This window comes from Streptomyces sp. T39 (assembly GCF_008042045.1).
Taxonomy (GTDB): Bacteria; Actinomycetota; Actinomycetes; order Streptomycetales; family Streptomycetaceae; genus Streptomyces.
Map to the genome: position 1 here is coordinate 100,019 of NZ_RDBP01000057.1, position 24,982 is coordinate 125,000.

At 72.1% G+C, this 24,982-nt stretch carries 19 protein-coding genes; 5 read left to right on the top strand and 14 right to left on the bottom strand.

What is annotated here, in order from left to right; genetic code table 11:
- Positions 1–457: 457 nt before the first annotated feature.
- Positions 458–889: a pyridoxamine 5'-phosphate oxidase family protein gene (locus EAO77_RS34090; RefSeq protein WP_147992194.1), complete on the bottom strand. Its 432-nt coding sequence runs from the start codon at positions 887–889 to the stop codon at positions 458–460.
- Positions 890–1,078: 189 nt separating this feature from the next.
- Complete coding sequence (locus tag EAO77_RS34095; RefSeq protein WP_147992195.1) at positions 1,079–4,015, bottom strand: glycoside hydrolase family 48 protein; 2,937 nt, start codon at positions 4,013–4,015, stop codon at positions 1,079–1,081.
- 498 nt (positions 4,016–4,513) lie between these two features.
- Between EAO77_RS34095 and EAO77_RS34100 the strand changes: the two genes are divergently transcribed.
- The 4 genes from EAO77_RS34100 to EAO77_RS34115 all read left to right on the top strand — a co-directional run bounded on the left by EAO77_RS34100 (position 4,514) and on the right by EAO77_RS34115 (position 8,685).
- Positions 4,514–6,271, top strand: coding sequence for a glycoside hydrolase family 6 protein (locus tag EAO77_RS34100; RefSeq protein WP_187283537.1), 1,758 nt, complete (start codon positions 4,514–4,516; stop codon positions 6,269–6,271).
- A gap of 156 nt (positions 6,272–6,427) precedes the next feature.
- Positions 6,428–7,438 (top strand): LacI family DNA-binding transcriptional regulator, encoded by a 1,011-nt coding sequence (locus tag EAO77_RS34105; RefSeq protein ID WP_147992196.1) that lies wholly within the window; start codon positions 6,428–6,430, stop codon positions 7,436–7,438.
- Between the two features lie 21 nt (positions 7,439–7,459).
- Positions 7,460–8,014: a SigE family RNA polymerase sigma factor gene (locus tag EAO77_RS34110; protein ID WP_147992197.1), complete on the top strand. Its 555-nt coding sequence runs from the start codon at positions 7,460–7,462 to the stop codon at positions 8,012–8,014.
- Positions 8,014–8,685, top strand: coding sequence for a hypothetical protein (locus EAO77_RS34115; protein ID WP_147992198.1), 672 nt, complete (start codon positions 8,014–8,016; stop codon positions 8,683–8,685). Before EAO77_RS34110 ends, EAO77_RS34115 begins: the two co-directional genes overlap by 1 nt.
- Positions 8,686–8,800: 115 nt before the next feature.
- Here EAO77_RS34115 and EAO77_RS34120 read toward each other — a convergent pair whose 3' ends face one another.
- The 12 genes from EAO77_RS34120 to EAO77_RS34175 form a co-directional block, all read right to left on the bottom strand.
- A complete protein-coding gene (locus tag EAO77_RS34120) occupies positions 8,801–9,913 on the bottom strand; it encodes a pectinesterase family protein (protein WP_147992199.1) in 1,113 nt (370 codons plus the stop codon).
- Between the two features lie 25 nt (positions 9,914–9,938).
- Positions 9,939–11,213, bottom strand: coding sequence for a polysaccharide lyase family 1 protein (locus EAO77_RS34125; RefSeq protein ID WP_261994274.1), 1,275 nt, complete (start codon positions 11,211–11,213; stop codon positions 9,939–9,941).
- Positions 11,214–11,229: 16 nt separating this feature from the next.
- Positions 11,230–12,102: a rhamnogalacturonan acetylesterase gene (locus EAO77_RS34130; protein WP_147992201.1), complete on the bottom strand. Its 873-nt coding sequence runs from the start codon at positions 12,100–12,102 to the stop codon at positions 11,230–11,232.
- The gene (locus tag EAO77_RS34135; protein ID WP_147992202.1) at positions 12,099–13,439 is read right to left on the bottom strand and encodes an ABC transporter substrate-binding protein; all 1,341 of its coding nucleotides are present in this window, start codon (positions 13,437–13,439) and stop codon (positions 12,099–12,101) included. Before EAO77_RS34135 ends, EAO77_RS34130 begins: the two co-directional genes overlap by 4 nt.
- Before the next feature lie 111 nt (positions 13,440–13,550).
- Positions 13,551–15,125: a family 43 glycosylhydrolase gene (locus tag EAO77_RS34140; protein ID WP_410088752.1), complete on the bottom strand. Its 1,575-nt coding sequence runs from the start codon at positions 15,123–15,125 to the stop codon at positions 13,551–13,553.
- Complete coding sequence (locus EAO77_RS34145; protein ID WP_147992203.1) at positions 15,122–15,961, bottom strand: PmoA family protein; 840 nt, start codon at positions 15,959–15,961, stop codon at positions 15,122–15,124. The genes EAO77_RS34140 and EAO77_RS34145 overlap by 4 nt, the downstream gene beginning before the upstream one ends.
- Complete coding sequence (locus EAO77_RS34150) at positions 15,958–17,139, bottom strand: Gfo/Idh/MocA family protein (protein WP_147992204.1); 1,182 nt, start codon at positions 17,137–17,139, stop codon at positions 15,958–15,960. Before EAO77_RS34150 ends, EAO77_RS34145 begins: the two co-directional genes overlap by 4 nt.
- Positions 17,136–18,065 carry a carbohydrate ABC transporter permease gene (locus EAO77_RS34155; RefSeq protein ID WP_147992231.1) on the bottom strand — a complete coding sequence of 310 codons (930 nt, stop codon included), beginning with the start codon at positions 18,063–18,065 and terminating at the stop codon, positions 17,136–17,138. Before EAO77_RS34155 ends, EAO77_RS34150 begins: the two co-directional genes overlap by 4 nt.
- Positions 18,065–19,018 carry a carbohydrate ABC transporter permease gene (locus EAO77_RS34160; protein WP_147992205.1) on the bottom strand — a complete coding sequence of 318 codons (954 nt, stop codon included), beginning with the start codon at positions 19,016–19,018 and terminating at the stop codon, positions 18,065–18,067. The genes EAO77_RS34155 and EAO77_RS34160 overlap by 1 nt, the downstream gene beginning before the upstream one ends.
- Positions 19,019–19,175: 157 nt before the next feature.
- Complete coding sequence (gene araD / locus EAO77_RS34165) at positions 19,176–20,900, bottom strand: L-arabinonate dehydratase (protein ID WP_147992206.1); 1,725 nt, start codon at positions 20,898–20,900, stop codon at positions 19,176–19,178.
- Positions 20,897–21,808 carry a dihydrodipicolinate synthase family protein gene (locus EAO77_RS34170; RefSeq protein WP_147992207.1) on the bottom strand — a complete coding sequence of 304 codons (912 nt, stop codon included), beginning with the start codon at positions 21,806–21,808 and terminating at the stop codon, positions 20,897–20,899. Before EAO77_RS34170 ends, araD begins: the two co-directional genes overlap by 4 nt.
- A complete protein-coding gene (locus EAO77_RS34175) occupies positions 21,805–22,458 on the bottom strand; it encodes a GntR family transcriptional regulator (protein ID WP_147992208.1) in 654 nt (217 codons plus the stop codon). Before EAO77_RS34175 ends, EAO77_RS34170 begins: the two co-directional genes overlap by 4 nt.
- A gap of 239 nt (positions 22,459–22,697) precedes the next feature.
- Here EAO77_RS34175 and yicI point away from each other — a divergent pair.
- The coding region (yicI, locus tag EAO77_RS34180) for an alpha-xylosidase (RefSeq protein ID WP_147992232.1) at positions 22,698–24,982 on the top strand (2,285 nt) is incomplete at its 3' end.

The window sequence follows — 24,982 nt, forward strand, 5'->3', positions numbered from 1 at the left end:
GACCATGCCCCAGGGCGGGTCGGGATGGACGCCGGGGTTGCGTGCAGGCGCTCTCTTCACACGCCGCAGGCTTGGCGTCGCCCGCCGACCGGACCTGCAATCACGAGCCTGAACTCGCGACCCCTCCCCCGGCCCGCAGGCGAAGCCACGTCCCCCGCCAGGGCGCACCGGTGCGGGCAACCCCAGCCCGTCCGGCGATTGAGGACACCCGCGCGCAGCGGGGGTGCGCCCACCACCGGCCCGCACGGGGCGAACGAMCCCCGCACGGGGGACGGACCCCGCACAGGGGCGCCGGGCGAGCGGCACTGCCCTGTACGTGGTTGCCGCCCGGTCGGCGGGCGACGCCGACTCCTCCGGGGCGTGAGGACACCCCCGCGCAGCGGGGGTGCGCCCACCGCCGAGCCCGCACGCGGCCGGCAACCTCAGCCGAACGCCCTCCAAGCGCCACGCACCCCTCTCAGACCTCCCCGAGGTCCGAACTCACCCATCGCTCCGGTCGCATGCGCACCACGATCTGTTCGCCGTGGTTGGTCCAGGCGAAGTCGACATAGCCCTCGACCTTCTCCGGCGGGAGGTAGCGCGCGGAGATCTCGGTCAGCTGCTCACGGGTGGCGGGCTCCGTCGCGGTCACCGGGCCCTCGACCGAGACGTAGCGGATCGTCGGCTCCAGCCGGTCGACCATGAGCGAGAAGCGGCCCGCGGCGGCGATCAGCCCCGCCTTGCGCGAGTCGCGGCCGGTGAGGATCCAGAGGTCGCCGCCCGGCGCGTACTGGTACCAGATCGGCACGGTCAGGGGTGCGCGGTCCTCCTTCTCGCCGGCCGCGACGGCCAGCGCGGCCACATGAGGTTCGGCGAGGAAGTGCTCACGCTCTTCGGGGGACAGGGCCACGGGTCGCTCCTCGGGAGTGGTGCGGTGGACCCGGCACAACGAGATGCGCGCCGCGCCGATTCCGCGCCCGGACCGGAAGCGTACGGTTTCGGCCACGCACACCCCGTGCGGCGGGCCCGGACGCGAGGCCGGCCGGTGTCGCGTCCGCGACACCGGCCGGCCCCCGTGCTGCTGAGTCGGCTGCGCCGGCTACTCCAGCAGTTCCGCGTACGCTCCGAACGCCAGCGCGATGTCCGCCTGCGCCCAGAAGCGGTGGTACGTGAACACGGGCGCGGCGCCTCCCGCGAGGTAGCTCTCGATCTTCGACCACGCCGGGTCGTCCTGGTAGAAGGACCGGATCGAGGCGAACGTCGACGACGAGTTGACCGTGTCGCCGTTCGGCATCGTGCCCGTCCAGCCGCTCGGCACGTAGACCGGGTCGTCGAAGCGGTTGTAGTCCGCCCGGGTCTCCGGCACCGCGATGCCGAGCGGGTCCTGGTGGTGGTCCCACATGCCGTCCAGCAGCGCCTTGGCCACCCGCTTCGCCTCGGTGTCACCCGACCGTGCCGCGTAGTACGTCAGCACCTTGGCGTACGCGCCCGCGACGCCGACGTCCTGGGTGTAGTCGGCGACCGTGACGTGCAGCGAGGCGTTGGCGCCCGGGCTGCTCGCGTTCCAGGTGTCCGGCTTGCCCGTCCACTGGAGCGTCGAGGGGATGCGGAAGGTGCCGTCCGGGTTGATCGTCGTCTCCGACAGCGCCCAGTCGACCCACTTGTCCATCACGGCCTTGGCACCCGCGTCACCGGTCTCGTGGTAGTACTCGGCCACGCGCTCCATGGACCACGCCTGGAAGCCGAACCACTGGTTGGACGGCGGGTCGTGGTAGACCGGCTTCTCGTCGTACGCCATGCCGTAGAACGTCGGCGTGCCGGCCGGCGGGGCCTCGTAGCGGCCGCCGACGCTGTTGGTCGCGCCGCCCGCGATGGCGCCCTCGTCGCTCTGGAGCCAGCGGTAGAACTCGATCTGCCGGTCCAGGCTCTTGCCCCAGTCCTCCTGGCCCGTGGCCGACTTGGGCTTCAGCGGGGCGTACTCGGCCAGCGCGTACGCCGCCATCGGGTTCTGGTAGCCGCCGTGCGCGTGGCTGGAACCGATGCGCCACGACCAGCCGGCGGACGTGTCCGTCGCACCGCCCCAGGCGTAGTACCAGGACAGCAGGTAGTGCGAGCTGTCCTTGCCGGTGCCGGCCGGGCAGGCCGTCGGGCTGGTGCAGTTGCCGATCTTCTTGAAGTACTTGTCGAACATCGCGTAGCGCAGGTAGTCGCCCATCTTCGCGGCCTTGCCCACGGTCGCCGAGACCTCGGAGCCCTTGCCCTGCTCCTTGGCCCACAGGTCGGCCCAGTAGGCCGCCTGCACGGCGCGCGCGTCGGCGTCCGGCGCGTTGGTGAACTTCCACTGCTTGGCGTACGAGGAGTCCCCGGTGAAGAGGTCCAGGTAGCCGTTCCTGCCGCCGTAGGCGAACTTGTCGCACGTCGGGTGCGGCACGGTCTCCCAGACGGACTCCTGCGGTCCGCGCTGGAAGGTGTTGATGTACGACGGACCGGTCGCGGTCGGGCCGGCCTCGCACTTGCCGGGCTCGTTGCCGTAGCCGTAGACGTTGTCGACATCCTGGAGCCAGTGCATGCCGTAGATGTCGTCGGTGCCGTACGCGGTCTTCAGCTCACCGGCGATCGGGTCCTTGCCCGACGCGACCGACGGTGTGAGCGCCGAGGGGTACTGCGAGGGCTGGTCGTACTCCCCCGCGTAGGTGGCCGGCTTGTTGGGGTCGTAGAAGGAGTTGGTGGGCTGATCCGCCTTGGTGGGGATCATGTACTTCTCCATCGTGGCCCACGAGGCGTTGAACTTCGTCCAGTCGCCGGTGATCCGGCCGTACATCGCCTCCAGCCAGATGAGGTAGCTGTACGCCTCGGACGTCGTCTCGTGCCCGTGGTCGGGGGCCTCGACGATCAGCGTCTCGACGGAGTGGTACGGGATGCCCTCGGGGGAGAAGTACCCGTTCGCCGGGTCCATGATCTTCCCGTACAGGTCCAGGAAGCGCTCGTCGTACTCCTTGGCGCCCGCGAGCTGGGTCGCCGTCACCTCGGCCTTGGTGTGGCCGGGGGCGGTCACGGTGAAGGTGGCGGAGCCGGTGCCGGTCGCGTTCGCGGCGACGGTCACCTTCTGCGCGGTGCTCCAGTTCGACGGGGTGAAGGTGAGGCTCGCGCCGGTGCTGACGCTCAGGCCGCTGTTGCCCGCGGTGCGGGCGACGGTGGCCGTGACGTTCGCCGACGGCTGCGTGGACAGCTTCACGTCGAAGGTGGCCGTCTCGCCCTGGCGGACCGCCAGCTGCGCCGGGGTGGCGACGAGGGCCGGGCCCGCGGCGACGGTCACGCCGACCGGGGACGACTCGGCGGACGCGCCCAGGCTGTCGTACGCCTTGGCGTACAGCGAGTGGCTGCCCGTCGCGAGACCCGTCGCGGAGAGGGCGAAGGGAGCGCTGGTGTCGGTGCCGAGCAGGGTGGTGTCGCTGTAGAACTCGACCTTGTTCACCGTCGCGCCGTCGGCAGCGGCGGCGGTCGCCGCCAGCGGCACCGCGTCGCCCGCGGAGAACACCGCGCCGGCCGACGGGCTGGTGAGCACGGCGATCGGCGGCTGGTGGGCCCCGTTGCAGACGGTGCCGTTGACGGCGAACGACGTCGGGGCGGCGTTGGCGCCGCTGTAGGTGAACTGGCCGCCGGCGCTGACGGCGGCTCCGCCGGCGATGGTCCTGTTCCAGTCGGTGTTCTTGACCGTGACGGTCTTCCCGGACTGCGACCAGACGCCGTTCCAGCCGCTGGTCAGCTTCTGGTTCCCGGCGTAGTCGTACGTGACGGTCCAGCCGTCGATCGCGGCGGTGCCCCGGTTGGTGACGGTGACGTCGGCGGTGAAGCCGCTGCCCCAGTCGTTGGTCTTGTAGTCGACGCTGCACTGGAGGGCCGCGGCGTGGGCGGGTGCCGTGCCGGTGGCGGTGAGTGCGAGGGGGAGCGAGAGGGCCGCGGTGAACACGGTGAGCGCGCGCCGCAGCAGGCGTGGTCGTCTTGCGGCGGGGGAGGTGCTGGTTGGCGGGGACATGCGTGAAATCCCTTCGAACGGCTCGGGGATGACGTGCTGAGCACAAGCCTTGAACCAGTGGGAGCGCTCCCACGGTGGAGGGGGTGCGAGGGGCTGTCAAGAGTTGACGCAGGATCGGTCCGGGCGAGCTGTGGTCCATCAAGAAATTTTCCAAGTCCCCTGTTGCGTCCGTCGGTTCGGCGCTAATCTCCGATGCAGCCAGTGGGAGCGATTCCCTTCCGGACAGGCCGTGAACGGCAGGTCCGACGCACTACGGATCGCTCCATGCGTCACCCCCCGCACCGCCCTGCCGCACAGTCCGGTGGCCTGCCCCCACCGGGTGACATGAGGTCGCGACAGGTTGCGTACCCGCACGAACGTTCCCCGATGAGCCGGATTCGCGAGACGAATTCCGGTCAGAATCTGGGAGCGCTCCCACTCCCGGTCCCGAGCGCGCCTCGACTGCACCGCAGATCAGGCATGCCCGATCCCCGACCCGACGAGAGGACATTTCCCGTCATGAGCCGCGAGATCACCCGCACCACCGCACCACCAGCCCGCCGGAGGCGGACCGCGCTGCTGGCCGCCTGCAGCCTCCTCGCCACCGGCGCGGGCGCCGTGGCGGTCATGCAGACCCCCGCCGCGGCCGCGGCGCTCGCCTGCAACGTCGACTACCAGGTCAGCGACTGGGGCAGCGGGTTCACCACCACGGTCACCGTCAAGAACACCGGCACCTCGGCCATCGACGGCTGGACGCTGACCTACGACTACGCCGGCAACCAGCAGCTCACGGGCGGCTGGGGCGGTGTCTGGTCGCAGTCCGGCAAGACCGTGAGTGTGAAGAACGCCGACTGGAACAAGACGCTCGCGGCCGGCGCGACCGCCTCCCCCGGCGGCCAGTTCACCTACAGCGGCACCAACGCCAAGCCCGCGTCGTTCGCGGTCAACGGCGTGGCCTGCAACGGCGGCACCACGCCGACCGACCCGCCGACGACGCCGCCGCCCACCACGCCTCCGCCGGTCGGCAACAAGGTCGACAACCCGTTCCAGGGCGCCAAGCTGTACGTCAACCCGGAGTGGAAGGCGAAGGCCGAGGCCGAGCCCGGCGGCAGCCGGATCTCCGACACCTCGACCTCCGTCTGGCTGGACCGCATCGCCGCGATCGAGGGCGTGAACGGCGGCATGGGCCTGCGCGACCACCTCGACGAGGCCCTGGAGCAGGCGGACGGCGAGCCGCTCGCCATCAACCTCGTCGTCTACGACCTGCCCGGCCGTGACTGCGCCGCGCTCGCCTCCAACGGCGAGCTGAAGCCGGACGAGCTGCCGCGCTACAAGAGCGAGTTCATCGACCCGATCGCGGCCGCCGTCGCCGACCCGAAGTACGCGAGCCTGCGCATCACCACGGTCATCGAGATCGACTCGCTGCCCAACCTGGTCACCAACGTCAGCGGCCGTCCCACGGGCACGCCGCAGTGCGACGTGATGAAGCAGAACGGCAACTACGTCAAGGGCGTCGGCTACGCGCTCGCCAAGCTCGGCCCGATCGCCAACGTCTACAACTACATCGACGCCGGCCACCACGGCTGGCTCGGCTGGGACGACAACTTCGGCCCGTCGGCCGAGCTGTTCGCCCAGGCCGCGCAGGCCGAGGGCAGCAAGCTGGAGTACGTCACCGGCTTCATCACCAACACGGCCAACTACGGCATCCTGAAGGAGCCGTTCTACACCATCAACGACTCGGTGAACGGCACGTCCGTGCGCCAGTCGAAGTGGGTCGACTGGAACCGCTACGTCGACGAGCTGTCCTACGCGCAGGCCTTCCGCCAGCGCCTGGTGCAGGCCGGCTTCGCCTCCAACATCGGCATGCTGATCGACACCTCCCGCAACGGCTGGGGCGGCACCGCCCGGCCCACCGGCCCGGGTGCGCAGACCTCCGTCGACACCTACGTCAACGGCGGCCGTCTCGACCGCCGCATCCACCTCGGCAACTGGTGCAACCAGGCCGGAGCCGGTCTGGGCGAGCGGCCCAAGGCGGCGCCGGAGCCGGGCATCGACGCCTACCTGTGGGTCAAGCCCCCGGGTGAGTCGGACGGCGCCGCGTCGGAGATCCCGAACGACGAGGGCAAGGGCTTCGACCGGATGTGCGACCCGACCTACACGGGCAACGCGCGCAACGGCAACAGCATGTCCGGCGCCCTCGGCGGCGCACCGGTCTCCGGGCACTGGTTCTCCGCCCAGTTCCAGGAGCTCATGAAGAACGCGTACCCGGCGCTGTAGGCACCGGGGGCGCCGGTCACCACCGGCACCACCTCTGAGCACGACAACCCAGCGTGACGCGCTTCGGCCGGCCTGGACAGTTCACGACCCCGAAACCTAGGGTCGTGGCCCAGGGCGCGCCGGAGCGCGTCACAACGGTTTGCAGTGGAGTAGCCGATGGTCACCCTCGCCGATGTAGCGCGCGACGCCGGAGTGTCGGCGAGCACGGTCAGCTACGTCCTCAGCGGCAAGCGGACCATCTCCGCCGCCACCCGGGCGCGGGTCGAGCGCTCGGTGGAACGTCTCGGCTACCGCCCGCACGCGGGCGCCCGCGCACTCGCCGGGAGCCGGTCGTGGATCATCGCCCTGATGGTGCCGCTGCGCACCGACATCCATGTCCCCGTGATGCTGGAGATCGCCATGGCGGTCACCACCGCCGCACGTGCCCACGGCTACGACGTCCTGCTCCTCACCGGAGACGAGGGGGCCGAGGCCGTCCGCCGAGTCCAGGGCAGCGCCGTCGCCGACGCCATGATCGTGATGGACGTCGAGCTCGACGACGAGCGGCTGCCGCTGCTGAGGGCCGCCGAGAGCCCCGCCGTGCTCATCGGTCTGCCCGCCGACCCGACCGGCCTGGTCTGCGTCGACCTCGACTTCGAGGCCGCGGGCGCCCTGTGCGTCGGCCACCTCGCCGGTCTCGGACACCGGGACATCGCCTTCGTCGGCGGTCCCCCGGGCGTCTACGCACGGCACACCGGCTTCGCCGAACGGACCCTCGCCGGGGTGCGCGAGGCCGCCCGGGAACACGGCGTACGGGTGCTGCACCGCCCCTGCGAGGGCAACTACGCCTCCGTCGCCGCCACGCTCGACCGGATCCTGGAGGAGCGTCCCGGCACCACCGCGTTCATCGTGCAGAACGAGGCGGCGGCCGACCCGCTGCTCGCGCTGCTGCGCCAGCGCCGTCTCGCCGTGCCCGAGGACGTCTCCGTGGTCGCCGTCTGCCCCGACGACGTCGCCGAGCGGGCGTCCGTCCCGCTGACCTCCGTCGCCGTCCCCGCCCGGGACATGGGCCGCCGGGCGGTCGAAGCGGTGGTCGCCGCGCTCGACGGGCGGCCCGCGCGGGGGACCGTGCTGCTGCCGCCCGCCCTCACCGTGCGGGCGGGCTCCGGCCCGGCCCCGGCGGGCTGACCGCGGGCGGGCGCGGCGCACATGGGACGGACGAGCGGCACGGCACCGGCTGCGGGCGACGAGGCCCGGGCCGAGTTCCACACCTTCTTCGAACGGCACTACGCCGAACTGTCGCGTCTGGCACGGATGCTGACCGGCGAGGCGGACGCGGCCGACGACCTGGCCGCGGACGCCATGGTGGCCCTGTGGCACCGCTGGGACCGCGTGCGCGCGGCCGACCGGCCGGACGCCTACGCCCGCGGTGTCGTCGCCAACCTGGCCCGCAGCCGGGTCCGCAGCGCGGTCCGCGAACGCCGCAGGATCGCGCTCGTCTCCTCCCGCCGCTCCGAACGCGTCGACGACCCCGACGTGTCCGCGGTGGTCGACGTCCAGGAGGCGCTGCGCGCGCTGCCGTTCCGCAAGCGGGCCTGCGTGGTGCTGCGACACGCCTTCGACCTCTCCGAACGCGACACGGCTCTCGCCCTCGGCATATCCGTGGGTACGGTCAAGAGCCAGACCTCCAAGGGCATGGCGGAGCTCCAGCGCCGGCTCAGGACGGCGGACGCGCCGGAGCTGGTGGCGGAAGGCGGCAGGTGATGGACGAGGTGCGCAGGAGGCTGCGGGAGACGGCGGGCTCCCACCGCCCGGACCGGGAGGCGATGCTCGCCCGGGTGGAGCGCGGCATGGCGGCGCCCGCCGCCGCACGGCCGCCGCGGCCGGCGCCCGCGCCGTGGCTGAGGGTCCTGGCGGCGACCGCCGCCGTGGCCGGCGTCCTCGCCGTGGGCGGCTACGCGGTGGCCACGCTCACGGGCGCCCCCGCGCCCCGGGAGAGCGCAGCGCGCCCCGCGCCGCTGCGGCCGGCGCCCGAGCGGGCCGCGGACGGCTTCATGTCGTCGTCGGCGGCCGTGGACCGGCACAGCAACCGCTACTGGGCGCAGGGCAACGTCACGCTCACCACCCGCGAGCCGCTCACGGAACTCACCGTGGAGGTGCGGGTGGCCCTCACGGGCGGGGTCGAGGAGACCGGCCACTGGCTCACCCGGCCCGCCGACGACTTCGAGGTACGCGTGGAGGAACGGGACGGCGCGCTGCTCTACCGCTGGACGCTCCGCCAGGGCCGCACCGTGCCCGTCGGGACACATGTCTTCGCCGCCCAGTACAACCACGCCGAGGGCGGCCGTGACGCGTCCCGCGACACCTACACGGCGCGGGCCCGTGCGGGTGACACCGGTGTGGCGGTGACCGGCCGCTTCGCGCCCCCGGGCTGACCCCCACACGCGGACGCCGCCGTCCCGCGGCGTGCTGCCACGTGGACGACGGCGTGCGGGGCGGCCCGCACGCCCGCCCCTGCTGTCCGGGAGGGACGGCCGTGCGGTGCCGCGGTCAGTGGCCCTCGCGCCACGGGGTCCAGTCGCCCAGATACACCTCCCGGGTGGCCGTACGGGCCTGAGCGGCCGTCAGCTGGGGTCGCTCGGCGGGGTCGAGGACCCGGGAACCGGGGCCGCTGTTGCGGTACTCGGCGAAGCGCTGCTCCTGCCAGGGGTAGGTGTCGCTCATGTTCGTCCAGGGCCTCGTCGCGTCGATGCCCGGACCGATCCAGGTGTCGCGGACCACGAGCGACGGCCACGCCGTCGGGTCCGAACTCGGCACCCAGGGGCGGGCGAGCCGGTACGCGCCGTCCTCCGCGGCGCCGGTCACCCGGCACCGCAGCGCGAGGTAGCCGTAGGGGTTGGCCCGGACGGTGGACGGGGCGAAGACCATGCCCTTGGGCGTGAAGTCGACGTCCCTGGCGAGGGTGTGGAACCGGCAGTGCTCGAACACGGCACGGGCGCGGCCGAAGACGAAGTCGACGTCCCCCTCCGCGTAGCAGTGGGAGAAGTACTGCCGGGCGACGGCGGACGCCGACAGGGAGTCGGCGTACAGGGTGTCCTGGTGGCCGAGGAACCGGCAGCGGTGGAAGGCCGAGCGGTCGCCCATCGCCTTCAGTGCCACGGCCTGGGTGCCGCCGACCCCGGGGTGGTCCGCGCGCAGCCAGTCGTTGGCGAAGGTGACCGCGAGGGCGGTGAAGCCCTCGGCGCGGACGGTCGTGGTGGCCGACCCGGAGGTGCCGTAGGTGCCCGAGCCGTCCGGCTTGGGGGTGCCGGCCGCGTTGTCGTACACGATCACGGCGTCGCGCGGGTCGCCGCTCGCGCCGATCAGGGTGAGGCCGGCGTGCTCGGTGCCGACGGACACGGTCTCCCGGTACACACCGGGCGCGAGGACCAGCGTCCAGCCGGCTCCCGCCGCGGTCACCGCGGCCTGCACGGAGGTGTGGTCGCCGTGCCCGCCGGGGTGGACGTAGAGCGTGGTGGGGGAGCGGCGGCCGGTGGGGGAGCCCCACCGGCCGAAGGGGCCGCGGCCGGGCCGGCCGTGTGCGTGCGCTGTGCCGGCGGCCGCGGCGAGCGCGGCCCCGGCGCCCGCCGCGAGGAAGGCGCGGCGGGCGAGGGGTGCTGTCATGGCGTTCTGGTGCCCTTCTTCTGGGTCAGCGCAGCCGGTCGGCGCCCGCGTGCAGCCTGACCAGCAGCGGCAGCACCTTCGGGTGGTCGACGCGGGGGCGCAGGACCGGGGTCCAGCCGGCGTCGGGGCGCAGGGCCTCCTCGGGGATCTCGGCGTTGTGGACGGCCAGCAGGTCGACCTTCCTGCCGTTGACGTAGTTGTTCGCGGTGGTGACCGGCGCGTCCTTCCACTTCTTCAGGACCAGCGCCGGGCTCACCGACCTGTCGATCGAGAAGGAGTTGTGCTCCGCCACCAGCTGCGACTCCGCGCCGATGCCGAGGCTGTAGACGTAGGGGCCCGCGCCGACCACGTAGTGGTTGTTGTAGGTGTCCACCTGGCCGAAGCGGACGCGGGGGGCGCGCTCCACGACCTTGTCGAAGAGGTTGTGGTGCAGGGTGACCCGCAGCTTGCCGCGGTCGGTGGCGCCGGCGCTGTCGCTGTTGCCGATCATCAGCGTCTTGTCGTGCTCGGTGAAGACGTTCCAGGAGGCGGTCACCAGATCCGCGCCCCGCACGATGTCGAGCAGGCCGTCGTGCTGCTGGTAGATCTCGCCGAAGTACTCGGGCAGCGAACTGTCGGGGTAGCGGCCGTCGGTGAAGGTGTTGTGGTCGACCCAGACGTGGGTGGAGCCGTAGACGACGACACCGTCGTACTCGGAGTTCCACGCCCCCGTCGCGCCGTCGGTGGGGTCCCACTGCGGGAAGCAGTCCAGCGGTGCCTCCAGCGTCAGGTTGCGCACGATGACGTTGTCGACGCCCTTGATCTGCAGGCTCGCCCCGGTGATGCCGGCGCCCCGGCCCACGCCCACGATGGTCGTGTTCGCGGGGACGAACGCCTGGATCGCCTCGGCCTGGGCCTTGGCGGACGCGGCGCGCAGGTCCTCCTGGGGCCCGCTCACGGTGTTCTCGTAGCCCCACACGGCCGGGTCGTAGTCGGCGAGGTAGCGGTCGAAGTCGTAGCCCTCGGCCTCGAACGCGGAGCAGCCGTTCGCCGTCGCGTCGAGGGTGCCCCGGACGCGGATGATGCGCGGCGCGCCCGGGTCGGCGGCGAGCGCGGCACGGAACTCGTCCCAGGTGCTGACGGTGTACACATGGGCGGCGTCCGCGGTGGCGCCGCCGGTGGTGCCGGTGCCCTCGGCGGCCCAGCCGTCGCCCGCCGGGAGGGTCTGGCGGGCGAGGTCCTTGACCTGGTGGTGGGGGTGCGCCTGGGCGGTGCCGGTGACCGCGAGGACCAGTGCGGTGGAACCCACGAGCGCCGTCATGACGCGGCCCTGACATCTACTGTGGTGCATGGTGCGGCTCGCCTTCTCTTGCGTACGGTCTCCCGGTGGTGGCCGCGGCATCGGGCGCCGGCGGCCAGGTGATCCGGGACGGGGGGATCGCGTCGTCCAGGCGCCGCACATCGCGCGGCGCCAGCACCCGGGTGCGCAGCAGCTCCCGGGCGACGAGCCGCGCCACCTCGATGGCGCCCGGCGGGTTGAAATGGGTGTTGTCCTGCTCGGTGGCCGTCCAGTTGAAGTACGTCTTCGTCCGTTCCGGCCCCAGCTCCTGCCACAGCGCCAGCGACAGCGTGTGCACGTCCAGCAGTGCCACGCCCTCCAGCTCGGCCAGCACCCGCATCGCGGCCGGATACTCCCCCAGCGAGGGGACGGCGCCGCCCGCGGCGTCGAAACGGCGGCGCTCCACGGAGGTGGCGAGCACCGGCCGTGCCCCGCGCTCCCGCGCCCCGGCGATGTACTGCCGCAGCTGTTCCTGGTACGTGGACCAGGGCTCCGTGAACCGCGACGGGTCCTCGGCCTTCTGGTCGTTGTGACCGAACTGCACCAGCAGCAGATCGCCCGGCCGGATCTCCTCCAGCACGGCGGCGAGCCTGCCCTCGTCGGCGAAGCTCTTCGAACTGCGCCCGTTCGCCGCGTGGTTGGCCACCCGCAGCTCGCGGTGGAGGAAGAACGGGAGCGCCATGCCCCAGCCCGTCTCCGGCGCGGCGTCGGCGTACTTCTGCGCTGCCGTGGAGTCGCCCGCGATGAACAGGGTGCGTGCCCGGCGGCCGCCCGGGCCGTTCGTGGCGGCGTGGGCGGCCTGGCCGGCCGCGGCCGGCGCGAGCACGAGGCCCGCGGCGGCCGCGACCACCTGACGGCGGCTGGCCGTCACTTGGTCTGCTGCTTCCACTCCGCCTGGGCCTCGTTCAGCTGCTTCGCCAGGTTGGTGAGGAACTCCTCGGCGGTCGCCTTGCCGAGCAGCACCTTCTGGAACTCCGGCTCGTTGTCGGCCTTGGAGATGGTGTTCCAGTCGGGCAGGTAGTACGGCAGCTGCACGATCGTGGTGTCACCGCTGAAGAGGGCCTCGGCCGCGAGCTTCGTCGGCTCCGCCTTCTCCAGCCACGGGTCCTTCGCCGCGTCCACGTTCGCCGGGATCGCGCCCGCGGACTCGTTCCACTTGCTGTTCGACGCGTGGGACGCGGCGAACTCGATGAACTTCCAGGCCGCCGCCTTGTTCTTCGACGTCTTGAACAGTCCGAGACCGTCGACCGGGTTGGAGACCTGCACCCGCTTGCCGTCGTCGCCGACCGGCTGCGGGATGCCCCGGAACTTCTCGGTGCCCAGCGCCTTCACGTGGTCCGTGTAGGAGCCCAGGTTGTGGTTGAGCATGCCGATCTCGCCGCTGTCGAACTGCGCGACCATCTTGGTGAAGTCGTTGTTGACGTCGGCGGCCGGGGTGTTCTTCTTGAACAGGGCGGCGTACTTCTCCAGGGCGGCCACGTTCTTCGGGTCGTCGACGGTGGTCTTGTCGCCGGCCCAGAAGTCCTTGATGCCGCTCTGCCCGTACATCGCGTCCAGCGCCTGGGCGATGGAGCCCGCGCCGCCGCGGATGGTGTAGCCGAAGCGGTTCTTGCCCTTGTCGGTCAGCTTCTCGGCCGCCTCGTAGAACTTCGCCCAGGTGTCGGGCGCCTCGAGGCCGGCCGCCTCGAACAGGTCGGTGCGGTAGTAGAGGACGCCGTTGCTGGCGGAGGTCGGGACGGTGAACGTCTTGCTCTGGCCGCCGGCCGCCTTCACGCTCTCCAGCATCGCGTCGTTCAGCTTGCCGTTGAGCGAGCTGACGGCGATCCGCTCGTCGAGCGGCTCCAGCGCGTTCTGCGCCGCGATGCCCGCGAGCATCGCGGCACCCACACCGCCGACGTCCGGCAGGCCGCCGCCCTGGATGGCCGTGTCGTACTTCGACTGGACCTCGGTCGAGGCGACCCCCACGTACTCGACGTCGATGTCGGGGTTGGCCTTCTCGAAGTCGGCGATGATCACCTTCCACACGTCGGTGCGCACACCGCCGTTGTTGTCCCAGAAGGTGATCTTTCCCTTGCCCGATCCCTCGGTGCCCTTGTCGCCGGCCGCGCCGCTGCCGTCGTCACCGCAGGCGGTGGCGGTGAGCGCGAGGGCGGTGGTCAGGGCGAGAACGGAGGCGGCTCTGCGCGCTCCGCTGCGGAAGATGGTCATCGTCGGCTCTCTTCTTCTCGTACGGTTGAACTTCTGTGAGGGGTCATCAGGTGGGGGGAAAATCGTGGGCCGGACCGCGCGCCCGTGTCCGGGACGCGTCCGGCGTCCGGGTCAGCGCCCCGCGGGGCGCACCCGGAACCCGGTGAACGTGGCCGTCCCCGCGTAACCGGGACCCTGTTGTCCCGGCAGCGCCGGCGCCACACCGAACAGGCCGAACAGGGCACCGACCCAGCGCCACGGCATCGCCGCGAACACCTGCCCGGACGGGGTGAACTCCGCCCCGTCGTCCGACGCGTCCGCCGGACCGGGCAGGACGGCGGCCGAGAACCGGCACCGGGCGCCCGCCGACACCTCGATCCGCAGCCGCGCCCGGCCCGCCGGAGCGGCCCGTGCCACGGCGGCGTCCCGCTCGGCCTCCGCGGTCGTCTCCGCGAACCGGTGCACCAGCCGCGCCACGCCGTCGGCGCCGCGCTCCAGGCCGATCCACGCGTACGCGTCACCGAGGACGGCGAACCCGGCCCGGGCGCCGGGCTCGTCGCTGTCCAGCGTCAGTTCGACCTCGGCCACCGCATCCATCGCGGGCAGCCGCTGCGTCAGCACATGCGGCAGCCGGCGCAGGTCGTCGGCGTCCGCCGAGCGCGGGCACGACAGCCGCAGGCCGTCGCCGCCGTGGGCCGTCGTCCAGCCGTCTCCCGGGTTCGCCGTCCACTGCCACTGGCGGCCGAACCGTCCGCCCGGGAAGTCGTCGTCCGTCGCCGGCGCGGACGGCGGACGCTCCGGGAGGCGGGGCTTGGGGTGCACCCGCACCGGGGACCCGCCGTCCCCGAGCACCGGCCAGCCGTCCTCGCCCCACCGCATGGGCTGCAGATGCACCAGCCGGCCGTACGCGCCGCGCTCCTGGAAGTGCAGGAACCAGTCCTCGCCGGACCGGGTGCGCACCCAGCCGCCCTGGTGCGGCCCGTTGACGTCCGTCGCACCCTGCTCCAGGACGATCCGCTCCTCGTAGGGACCGAAGAAGTCCTTGGAGCGCAACGCTCCCTGCCAGCCGTTCGTCACACCGCCGGCCGGCGCCAGGATCCAGTACCAGCCGTCGTGCCGGTACAGCTTCGGGCCCTCCAGGGTGAACCAGCCCGGGATCAGGTCGCCGTCCACGATCGTGGTGCCCTCGTCGAGGAGACCGGTGCCGTCGAGCCGCATCCGGTGACCCGTCAGCCGGTTCTTGATCCCCGAACGGGACCTGGCCCACGCGTGCACCAGGTACGCCTCGCCCGACTCCTCGTCCCACAGCGGGCAGGGGTCGATCAGCCCGCGCCCCGCCTTCACCAGGTGCGGCTCGCTCCAAGGGCCCCGCACGCCGGGCGCGTTGACCTGCCAGATGCCGTGGTCGGGGTCGCCCCAGAAGATCCACAGACGTCCGTCGTGGTGCCGGATCGACGGCGCCCACACCCCGCAGTCGTGCCGGGGCACGGTGAACGCCGCGGCGGGCTGCAGCCGTTGCAGCGCGTGCCCCACGAGCGTCCAGTTCACCAGGTCGGCGGAGTGCAGCAGCGGCAGCCCCGGCACCCGGCCGAAGCTGGAGGCCGTCAGGTAGTAGTCGTCGCCGACCCGCACGACGTCCGGATCCGACCAGTCGGCCGCGAGCACGGGGTTGCGGTACGTGCCGTCCCCGAGATCCGCGCTGATCACGCCGTCACCGCCTTCCGGACGAGGGCGGCGGCACCGTCGCGGTCCAGCCGCCCGTCGGCGACGACGGTGACGATGCGGCGCACCACCGTCCCGCCGGCGGCGACCGGCAGCCGGTCGCCCGCGGCGAGCGAGGACCCGACACCCGGGTACTCGGCGGTGCGCACGAACCACGGGTCCTCGCGCGTCCGCGCCGTCGCCCCGGCGAACACCAGCGTCCACTCCTCGCCGGCCAGCGCCAGCCAGTCCGCGCACCGGCCGTGCACGGCCTCCTCGCCCTCCGCGTCCGCGGTGAACACCCGGGCCTGCGTCGCCTCCTTCGGCGCCCGCCAGAAGAAGCCGCCGTACCCGGCGCCCGGCCGCCCGTTGGTCGCCGGGGAACCGATCGACACCTCCTCGCCGGTGGTGTTCGTCAGCGAGAACGTCAGATCCAGCGCCCAGGCGGTGTCGGCCAGCGCGGTCACCGCGACCGTGCGGTGCTCCCGCAGCAGCCGCCGCCCGTCCGCCACCCAGCTCAGCTCCTCGACGAAGCCGTCCCGGTCGTGCAGCTTGAACCCGTCGTGCCGCTGCTCGCCGTGGTTGTCGAGCTCGGTGGGCCCCTGGTCGCGGACGAAGGTGCGCCCGCCCCAGAAGTTATGTCCCGCCACATCGGGGACCGCCACTCCCGCGCCCAGGTGGTGCACGTGGTCCGCGGGCATCAGCTCGGTGACCGTGACCCCGGCCGGGGTGCGCACCGGGTGCAGACACGGCCGCGGCGAGCAGCGCCGCTCGGTCACCGGAGCCGTCGCGTAGTGGGCGACCGGGCGCCCGGCGCAGCTCAGCACCGTCGTAGCCGTCACCGGGCCGCCCCCTGCACCTGGCGCAGGGCGGCCGGCCGCGCCCAGGGCGCGCCGAGCTCGGAGAAGAGCGCGGTGCGCTCGGCGCTCGCCGCGACCAGCGCGTCCACGCCGTCCACGACGCGGCGCGGCCCGCCGTCGGCCGGCTCCCGCCGCCACACACCGTCGGGCAGCGCCACCGGGTCGGGCGCGCTGCGGACCGCCTCGACGACCCGCATGAAGGCGCCGGTCGCCTCCGGCGGCACCAGCAGGTCCGTCCCGTCGGTGAGATGGGAGACCAGGTTCTCCAGCAGGTCCGTCCTGCCGTGGACGGCCTCCACCGGTCCGTGCCCGGCCCGCTGGAGCAGCACCCGGTCCTGCTTGTACCAGAACGTCACCCGGCCCCGGTCGCCGTGCACCATCACGTACGGCTCGGCCGCCGTCTCGGCGCACAGCGTGGCCGCGACCGTCACCCGGCCGCCGCGCGCGGTGGTGACGCGCACGCACGAGGTGTCGTCCGCCTCGATCGCGTGCGCCCGGAACAGCTCCGGCTCCACGTCCGCGACGTCCTCGGTGTGCACGCTGCCGTCCAGCGCGAGCGCCGTCGCCACGGCGTGGGCGAGCGGGTTGGTCAGCGCGCCGTCGACGACGTCGGCGCCGTCCAGACGGCGCCGGCCGGCCCACGGCGCGCGGCGGAAGTACGCCTCGCCGCGGACCCACGCGCCCGCCCCGCCGACCCCGCGCACCTCGCCGATCGCCCCGTCGGCGACCAGGCCGCGGACGGCGGCGACGGCGTCGGAGCCGAGCGACTGGAAGCCGATCTGGCAGGCCACCCCCGCCGCCCGCACCCCGTCGGCCATCCGGCGGAACTCGGCGTACGACGGCGCCGGCGGCTTCTCCAGCAGCAGGTGGACACCCCGCCGGGCGGCCGTGAGCGCCAGGTCGGTGTGCGTCTGGATCGGCGTGCAGATCACCGCGATCCGTGCGCCGGTGGCGGCCAGCAGCCCGTCGAAGTCGTCGGACTGCGCCACCGGTTCGCCCGGCAGCCCCAGCTCCTCGTCCGTCAGCGGCCGCAGTTCGCAGACGCCGGCCAGACGGACCAGACCCGCGTGCTGGAGCCTGCGGATGTTCTCCAGGTGGACACGGCCGTGGCCGCGGGCGCCCGCCAGGACGACCGGCAGGGGCAGGCTCGCGCCGCTCATCCCTTCACCGCCCCCGCGCTGAAGCCGGTGACGAGCCACTTCTGGATGAAGGCGAAGACGACGACCACCGGGACGGCGGCGATCACGCCGCCGGCGGCCAGTGCGCCGAGGTCGACGCTGTCCGCGCCCATCAGGGTGTTGAGCCCGACGGGGATCGTCTGCTTGTCCTGGCTGTTGAGGAACATCAGCGCGAACAGGAAGTGGTTCCAGGAGTGGACGAAGGCGAAGGAGCCGACGGCCACCAGACCCGGCCGCAGCATCGGCAGGACCACGACCCGGAAGGCGGTGAACCTGCTGCACCCGTCCACCCAGGCCGCCTCCTCCAGGGAGTACGGCACGTTCCGGATGAAGCCGCTGATCAGGATCATCGACAGCGGGAGCTGGAAGACCGTCTCCGCGATGATGACGCTGGTGAGCGAGTTGATCAGGCTGAGGTCGGCGAAGATCTGGAACAGCGGCACCAGCAGCAGCGCGCCGGGCACGAACTGCGAGCACAGCAGCGCCAGCATGAACGTCCGCTTGATCTTGAAGTCGAAGCGGGCGAGGGCGTATCCGCCGGCCAGGGCGACCAGGGTCGTCATGATCAGCGTGGCGACACCGGTGATCAGGCTGTTCTCGAAGTAGGTGGCGAACGAGCGGTCCGTCCACACCTTCTCGAAGTGGTCGAACGTCAGCGGCCAGGGCACCAGCGACGTCGAGCCGGTGGGGCGGAGGGCGAAGAGCAGGATCCAGTAGAACGGGACCAGGGTGAAGACCAGGTAGATCCCGAGCGGGAGGTAGATGTGCCAGCGGGGGACCTCGTCCCACGCGCGGTGCTTCTTCCTGCGGCGGCTGACGGGCGGCCGGCCGGCCGGACCGGAGTCCGTGCGGCCCGGACCGTGGGTCGCGGTGGTGAGGTCGGGGGAGCGGGTGGTGTCCTGAGTGATCACTTGGTCTCGCCTCCGAACTTGCTCAGGCGCAGGTAGACCATCGAGAAGAAGAGGAGGATGACGAACGCGACGGTCGTCAGTGCGGACGCGTAGCCGAAGTCGCGCCCCTCGACACTGGTGTGGGCGATGTACAGCGGCAGGGTCGTGGTCTCGCCCGCCGGACCGCCGCCGGTCAGTGTGTAGAGGAGGTCGACGTTGTTGAACTCCCACACCGCGCGCAGCAGCGTCGAGAGGATGATGGCGTCCTTCAGGTGCGGCAGGGTGATGTGCAGGAACTGCCGTATCCGGCTCGCCCCGTCGACCTCGGCCGCCTCGTAGAGGTCCTTCGGCACCGACTGGAGGTCGGCGAGGATGAGGATGGCGAAGAAGGGCACTCCGCGCCACAGGTCGGCGACGATCGCGGCCCAGAAGACGGTCCCGGTGTCGGAGAGCAGCGAGGTGCCGTACTCGCCGATGCCGACGTCGGCCAGGTAGCGGGTGATGCCGGTCTGCGAGTTGTAGAGCAGCACCCAGATCGCCGAGGTGAGCACGCCGGAGACGGCCCACGGCGAGAACACCAGTGCCCGTCCGAGCGAGCGTCCCACGAAGGTCTGGTTCACGATCAGCGCCAGCGCCAGACCGAAGAGGAGCTGGAGCGAGACCTCGACGGACACCCACTTCAGGCTGAAGGCGAGGGTGTCCCAGAAGTGGGTGTCCTCCGTGAAGATCGCGGTGAAGTTCTCCCATCCCGCGAAGCCGTTGCGCCAGGGCTTCGTCGGGTTGTAGTGCTGCGCGCTGTAGTAGAAGACGCTGAGCACCGGGTAGGCGATGAAGCCCAGCATGAGCAGGCCGGCGGGAGCGATCAGCAGGTACGGCAGCCTGCGCGGTGCCACTCCTGCGCGCCGGCGGCCGGGCGGCCGGGGCAGCGGGCGCGGGGGCCCTGGTGTTTTCTGCGCCACAGCTGAGGCCATGACTGCGTCTCCGATCGTGGTACGGGCATTTCGCGAGGGGGCGGGCCCTGACGGCCCGCGGCACTGCGGGAAAGCGCTTGCTGACAAGGGTGTGGGGGTCCGCCGCCTGCGACGCCTGCCGGCGTCCGGGCGCGCGGGGCCCGGTGTGCGGCGGGCGTCAGCCCGCGTAGGGATCGGGCACCTGGCCCGGCCTGGCGAGGAAGGTGAAGTCGCAGCCGGTGTCGGCCTGGGTGACGTACTCGCTGTACAGCGCCCCGTAGCCGCGCTCGTAGCGGACGGGCGGCTCGGTCCACTCGGCCCGGCGCCGCGCCAGCTCCTCGTCCGGCACCTCAAGCCGCAGCGACCGCGCCTCCACGTCCAGCGTGATCAGGTCACCGGTGCGCACCAGCGCCAGCGGTCCGCCGATGTACGACTCCGGCGCGACGTGCAGCACACAGGTGCCGTAACTCGTGCCGCTCATCCGGGCGTCGGAGATGCGCACCATGTCCCGCACCCCCTGCTTCAGGAGATGGTCGGGGATCGGCAGCATCCCGTACTCCGGCATGCCCGGCCCGCCCTTGGGCCCCGCGTTCTGCAGGACGAGGACATGGTCGGCGGTGATGCCGAGCTCCGGGTCGTTGATGGTCCGCTGCATGGTGCGGTAGTCCGGGAACACGACCGCGGGACCGGTGTGCTTGAGCAGGTGCGGCTCGGCGGCGATGTGCTTGATGACCGCGCCGTCCGGGCAGAGGTTGCCGCGCAGCACCGCCACGCCGCCCTCCGGCGCCACCGGGTTCTCCCGGACCCGGATCACGTCGTCGTTGTGGACGAGCGCGTTCGCCAGCTGCTCGCGCAGTGTGGCGTGGGCGACGGTGGGCCGGTCCAGGTGCAGCAGATCGGTGATCCGCGACAGGAACCCGGGCAGCCCGCCGGCGAAGTGGAAGTCCTCCATCAGGTACGGGCCGCCGCCGGGGCGGACGTTCGCCAGCACCGGGACCTCACGCGCCAGCCGGTCGAAGTCGTCGAGCGACAGGGACACCCCCGCCCGGCCCGCCATGGCGATCAGGTGGATCACGGCGTTGGTCGAGCCGCCGAGGCCCAGCACCGTGGTGACCGCGTCCTCGAACGCCTCACGCGTCAGGATGTGCGACAGCTTCACGTCCTCGCGGATCAGACCCACGATCCGCCGCCCGGAGGCCGCGGCCATCCGGTCGTGACCCGAGTCCACCGCGGGGATCGACGACGCACCCGGCATCGTCACCCCCAGCGCCTCGGCCGCCGCCGTCAGGGTGGACGCCGTGCCCATCGTCATGCAGGTGCCGGGGGAGCGGGCCAGCCCGCTCTCCAGCTCGCCCATCTCGCAGTCGCCGATCAGCCCGGCCCGCTTGTCGTCCCAGTACTTCCACATGTCGGTGCCCGAGCCGAGCGTCTCGCCCCGCCAGTGCCCCGGCAGCATCGGCCCGGCCGGCACGAACACCGCCGGCAGGTCCGCGCTCGCCGCACCCATCAGCAGCGCGGGCGTCGACTTGTCGCAGCCGCCGAGCAGCACGGCCCCGTCCACCGGGTAGGAGCGGAGCAGCTCCTCCGTCTCCATCGCCAGCATGTTCCGGTAGAGCATCGGCGTCGGCTTCTGGAAGGTCTCCGAGAGCGTCGACACCGGGAACTCCAGCGGAAAGCCGCCGGCCTGCCAGACACCCCGCTTGACCGCCTGCGCCCGGTCCCGCAGATGCACATGGCACGGGTTGATGTCCGACCAGGTGTTGAGGACCGCCACCACCGGCTTGCCCAGGTGCTCCTCGGGCAGGTAGCCCAGCTGGCGGGTGCGGGCGCGGTGCGAGAACGACCGCAGCCCGTCCGTCCCCCACCACTGGTGGCTGCGCAGTTCCTCGGGCCGTACGGTCATATGCCCCACCCGGCCACCAGCTCGGCGACCCGGGGCCGCTGCTGCTTCGGCAGCGCCCGGCTCGGCGGACGGATGTCGCGACGGCACAGTCCGAGCGCGGCCAGCGCCTCCTTCACCACCGAGACGTTGTCGGCCGACTGGTGAGCCGCCCGCATGTCCTCCAGCGGCCGGATCCGCTCCCACACCTTCATCGCCGCCCGCAGGTCGCCGGCGCGCAGCGCGGCCAGCATCTCCAGGGAGACGGCGGGAGCCACGTTGACCAGCCCCGAGGTGAAGCCGGTGGCACCGCCCGCGAAGTAGGAGGGCGCGTACAGCTCGGCGAGACCGGCGATCCACACGAAGCGCTCCAGGCCCGCGTCACGGGCGAACGCGGCGAACCGGGCCGCGTCCGGGACCGCGTACTTGACGCCGATCACATTGGGGCACGCCTCGCCGAGCTCGGCCATCCGGCTGCCGTCGAGGGCCGCGTTGCGGATGTAGGGGACGACGCCCAGCTCGGGGACGGCGTCGGCGACGGCCCGGTGGTAGTCCACCCACCCGGCCTGCGAGACGTAGGGGTGGACCGGCTGGTGCACCATCACCATCTGCGCGCCGGCGTCCCTGGCGTGCCGGGCCGAGGCCACCGCGGTCGGCACGTCGAGCCCGACGCCGACCAGGATCACGGCGCCGTCGCCGGCCTCGTCGATGGTCAGCTCGGTGACCGCGCGGCGCTCGTCCGGGTCCAGGGCGTAGTACTCGCCCGTGTTGCCGTTCGGCGTCAGGGTGCGCACGCCGCCGTCGACGAGGCGCCGGATCAGCGCGCGGTGCGCGGGCTCGTCGATCGTGTCCTCGGCGGTGAACGGGGTGACCGGAATGGCCACCACATCCGCGAGGGCCTCGCGCAGAGCCGTGAAGTCGGTCGCCGTCATGCCTGGTTCTCCTCGTCGGTCAGGGGGAACGCGCGCAGCACGAACGACGCGATGTGGTCGTGGAGGGCGGCGACGGCGGCGTCCGTGTCCCCCGCCTCGGCCAGGCGCAGGATCTCCCGGTGCTCGTCCGCCTCCCGGTGCCAGGACGGATCGGCGGCCCAGGCCACCGTCGACACCAGCGCGGCCTGGTCGCGCACCTCGTCGAGCATCCGGGCCAGCAGCGGATTGCCGCACGGAAGGTACAGCGCGCGGTGGAACTCCCGGTTCGCCAGCGACCGTTCGGCCTGGTCGGCTGCCTCGTCGGCGCTGATCAGCGCCGAGCGCGCCTGCTCCAGCGACGCGCCCCGGGCGATCGATCTGCGCAGCGCCTCCGGCTCCAGCAGCAGCCGCACGTCGTAGACCTCGCGCGCCATGTCCGCGTCGACCATGCGCACCGTGACGCCCTTGTACTGGCTCATCACCACGAGACCCGTGCCGGCCAGCGTCTTGAGCGCCTCGCGCACCGGCGTCTTGGACACCCCGAAACGGGCCGCCAGTTCGGTCTCGACCAACGCCTGACCTGGACTGAGACCGCCGGTGAGGATGTCGTGCTTGATCGCCTCCAGGACGTACTGGGTGCGGGAGGGGATCGGACTGGGCGCGAAAGCCATGGTCACTCTCAGATCTCGTGTATCGCGTCTCATATATGACGTACGAAGTGCAACGCGCCGAACGTAGAGGGACGTTCGTGTGGCGTCAATGCTTCGCACAGGATTCGCGAGGAAGTCCGTTTTGGGGTGGTGAAGCGCTTCGATGAATTGCCGGAGAAGCGTTGACCAGGGGCAATGGAGGGCCCAGTATGATCCGCGGAAGCGCTTCCGCCCCGTCCGTATACGTCTTGAGGACCAGGATGAAGTTCACCGACGGCTTCTGGCTGATGCGCGAGGGCACCCACGCCTCGTACGCCACCGAAGTACGCGATCTGCACACCGGAGACGGCCGTTTCACGGCCTATGCCTCCGTCGGACCCGTACGCACCCGCGGCGACACGCTCAACGCGCCCCTCATCACCGTCGAGTGCTTCTCACCCGCCGAGGGAGTCATCGGAGTCCGGACGGTACACCATGCCGGAAAGGCGCGCCGGGGCCCCGACTTCGCGCTCGACGGCACCGGCGGCGGCCACGCCGTCGTCCGCCGCGACGGCACCGCCGCCGAACTCGTCAGCGGCCCCCTCACCCTGCGGCTCGACACCGCCGGCCGCTGGGCCCTGCGCTTCCTCGACGCCGACGGCCGCCTCCTCACCGAGGCAGGCCACAAGGGCACCGCCTTCGTCACCACCCCCGACGGCGCCCACCACATGGCCGCCCAGCTCGCCCTCGGCGTCGGCGAGCACATCTACGGCCTCGGGGAACGCTTCACCCCGTTCGTCAGGAACGGCCAGAGCGTCGACATCTGGCAGGCCGACGGCGGCACCAGCAGCGAGCAGGCCTACAAGAACATCCCCTTCCACCTCTCCTCCCGCGGCTACGGCGTCTTCGTCAACCACCCCGGCAAGGTCTCCTACGAGGTCGGCAGCGAATCCGTCGGACAGGTCCAGTTCAGCGTCGAGGACCAGGAACTCGAGTACTACATCGTCGCCGGACCGACCCCCAAGGACGTGCTCACCCGCTACACCGCCCTCACCGGACGGCCCGCGCTGCCCCCCGCCTGGTCCTTCGGCCTGTGGCTCACCACCTCCTTCACCACCTCCTACGACGAGGCCACCGTCACCTCCTTCACCGACGGCATGGCCGAACGCGGCATCCCGCTCTCCGTCTTCCACTTCGACTGCTTCTGGATGCGCGAGTACCAGTGGACCGACCTGGCCTGGGACCCGGATACCTTCCCCGACCCCGCCGGCATGCTCGCCCGGCTGCGCGACCGCGGCCTGCGCGTGAGCATGTGGATCAACCCGTACATCGCCCAGAAGTCACCCCTCTTCGCCGAGGGCATGGCACTCGGCCACCTCGTGCGGAGACCGGGCGGCGACGTCTGGCAGTGGGACCTGTGGCAGCCCGGCATGGCCCTCGTCGACTTCACCAGCCCCGAGGCGCGCGCCTGGTACCAGGGCAAGCTGAAGACCCTCCTCGACCAGGGCGTCGACTGCTTCAAGACCGACTTCGGCGAACGCATCCCCACCGACGTCGTCTGGCACGACGGCTCCGACCCCGAGCGGATGCACAACTACTACACCCAGCTCTACAACGCCGCCGTCTTCGAACTCCTGGAGAAGGAACGCGGCCCCGGCGAGGCGGTCCTCTTCGCCCGCTCCGCCACCGCCGGCGGGCAGCAGTTCCCCGTCCACTGGGGCGGCGACTGCTGGGCCTCCTTCGGGGCCATGGCCGAATCCCTGCGCGGCGGGCTGTCCCTGTCCCTCAGCGGCTTCGGCTTCTGGAGCCACGACATCGGCGGCTTCGAAGGCACCCCCGACCCGGACGTCTTCAAACGCTGGCTCGCCTTCGGCCTGCTGTCCTCGCACAGCCGCCTGCACGGCAGCGACTCCTACCGGGTGCCGTGGGAGTTCGGCGACGAGGCGGTCGACGTGGCGCGGCACTTCACCGAACTGAAGCACCGGCTCATGCCGTACCTCTACGCGGCGGCCGTCGAGGCACGCGACACCGGGGTGCCGGTGATGCGTCCGATGGTCCTGGAGTTCCCCGGCGACCCGGCGTGCCGCACCCTCGACCGCCAGTACATGCTCGGCCCCGACCTGCTCGTCGCCCCCGTCTTCACCGCGGACGGGACGGTGGAGGTGTACGTGCCCGAAGGGGAATGGACCCACCTGCTCACCGGGGAGACGGTCCGGGGGCCAGGGTGGCGGCACGAGACCCACGGCTTCGACAGCCTGCCGCTCTACCTGCGGGAGGGGGCGGTGCTGCCGCTCGGCGCCGACACCCTGCGCCCCGACGGCGACTGGCTCGACGACCTCACGCTGCTGGTCGGGGCGGCGCCCGGCGCGGGCGCCGCCCCGGTCACGGTCGTGGTGCCGGGGCACCGGGGGGAGCGCGCGGCGAGCTTCTCCGTCTCCTGGTCCCCCGACGCCGTGACCGCCCAGGCGGAGGGCACCGACCGAGTGTTCCGCGTGGGCCGCGGGGGCCTCGCGGAACACTCGGTCGGTGCCCTCCGCCTGGGCGGTCACGGCGTCGGGGGACCAGG

Coding starts and splice junctions, on each gene's coding strand:
- EAO77_RS34095 (WP_147992195.1), bottom strand. CDS start 4,015: ATGTCCCCGCCAACCAGCACCTCCCCCGCCGCAAGACGACCACGCCTG.
- EAO77_RS34100 (WP_187283537.1), top strand. CDS start 4,514: ATGAGCCGCGAGATCACCCGCACCACCGCACCACCAGCCCGCCGGAGG.
- EAO77_RS34105 (WP_147992196.1), top strand. CDS start 6,428: ATGGTCACCCTCGCCGATGTAGCGCGCGACGCCGGAGTGTCGGCGAGC.
- EAO77_RS34110 (WP_147992197.1), top strand. CDS start 7,460: ATGGGACGGACGAGCGGCACGGCACCGGCTGCGGGCGACGAGGCCCGG.
- EAO77_RS34115 (WP_147992198.1), top strand. CDS start 8,014: ATGGACGAGGTGCGCAGGAGGCTGCGGGAGACGGCGGGCTCCCACCGC.
- EAO77_RS34120 (WP_147992199.1), bottom strand. CDS start 9,913: ATGACAGCACCCCTCGCCCGCCGCGCCTTCCTCGCGGCGGGCGCCGGG.
- EAO77_RS34125 (WP_261994274.1), bottom strand. CDS start 11,213: ATGACGGCGCTCGTGGGTTCCACCGCACTGGTCCTCGCGGTCACCGGC.
- EAO77_RS34135 (WP_147992202.1), bottom strand. CDS start 13,439: ATGACCATCTTCCGCAGCGGAGCGCGCAGAGCCGCCTCCGTTCTCGCC.
- EAO77_RS34150 (WP_147992204.1), bottom strand. CDS start 17,139: ATGAGCGGCGCGAGCCTGCCCCTGCCGGTCGTCCTGGCGGGCGCCCGC.
- EAO77_RS34160 (WP_147992205.1), bottom strand. CDS start 19,018: ATGGCCTCAGCTGTGGCGCAGAAAACACCAGGGCCCCCGCGCCCGCTG.
- araD (WP_147992206.1), bottom strand. CDS start 20,900: ATGACCGTACGGCCCGAGGAACTGCGCAGCCACCAGTGGTGGGGGACG.
- EAO77_RS34170 (WP_147992207.1), bottom strand. CDS start 21,808: ATGACGGCGACCGACTTCACGGCTCTGCGCGAGGCCCTCGCGGATGTG.
- EAO77_RS34175 (WP_147992208.1), bottom strand. CDS start 22,458: ATGGCTTTCGCGCCCAGTCCGATCCCCTCCCGCACCCAGTACGTCCTG.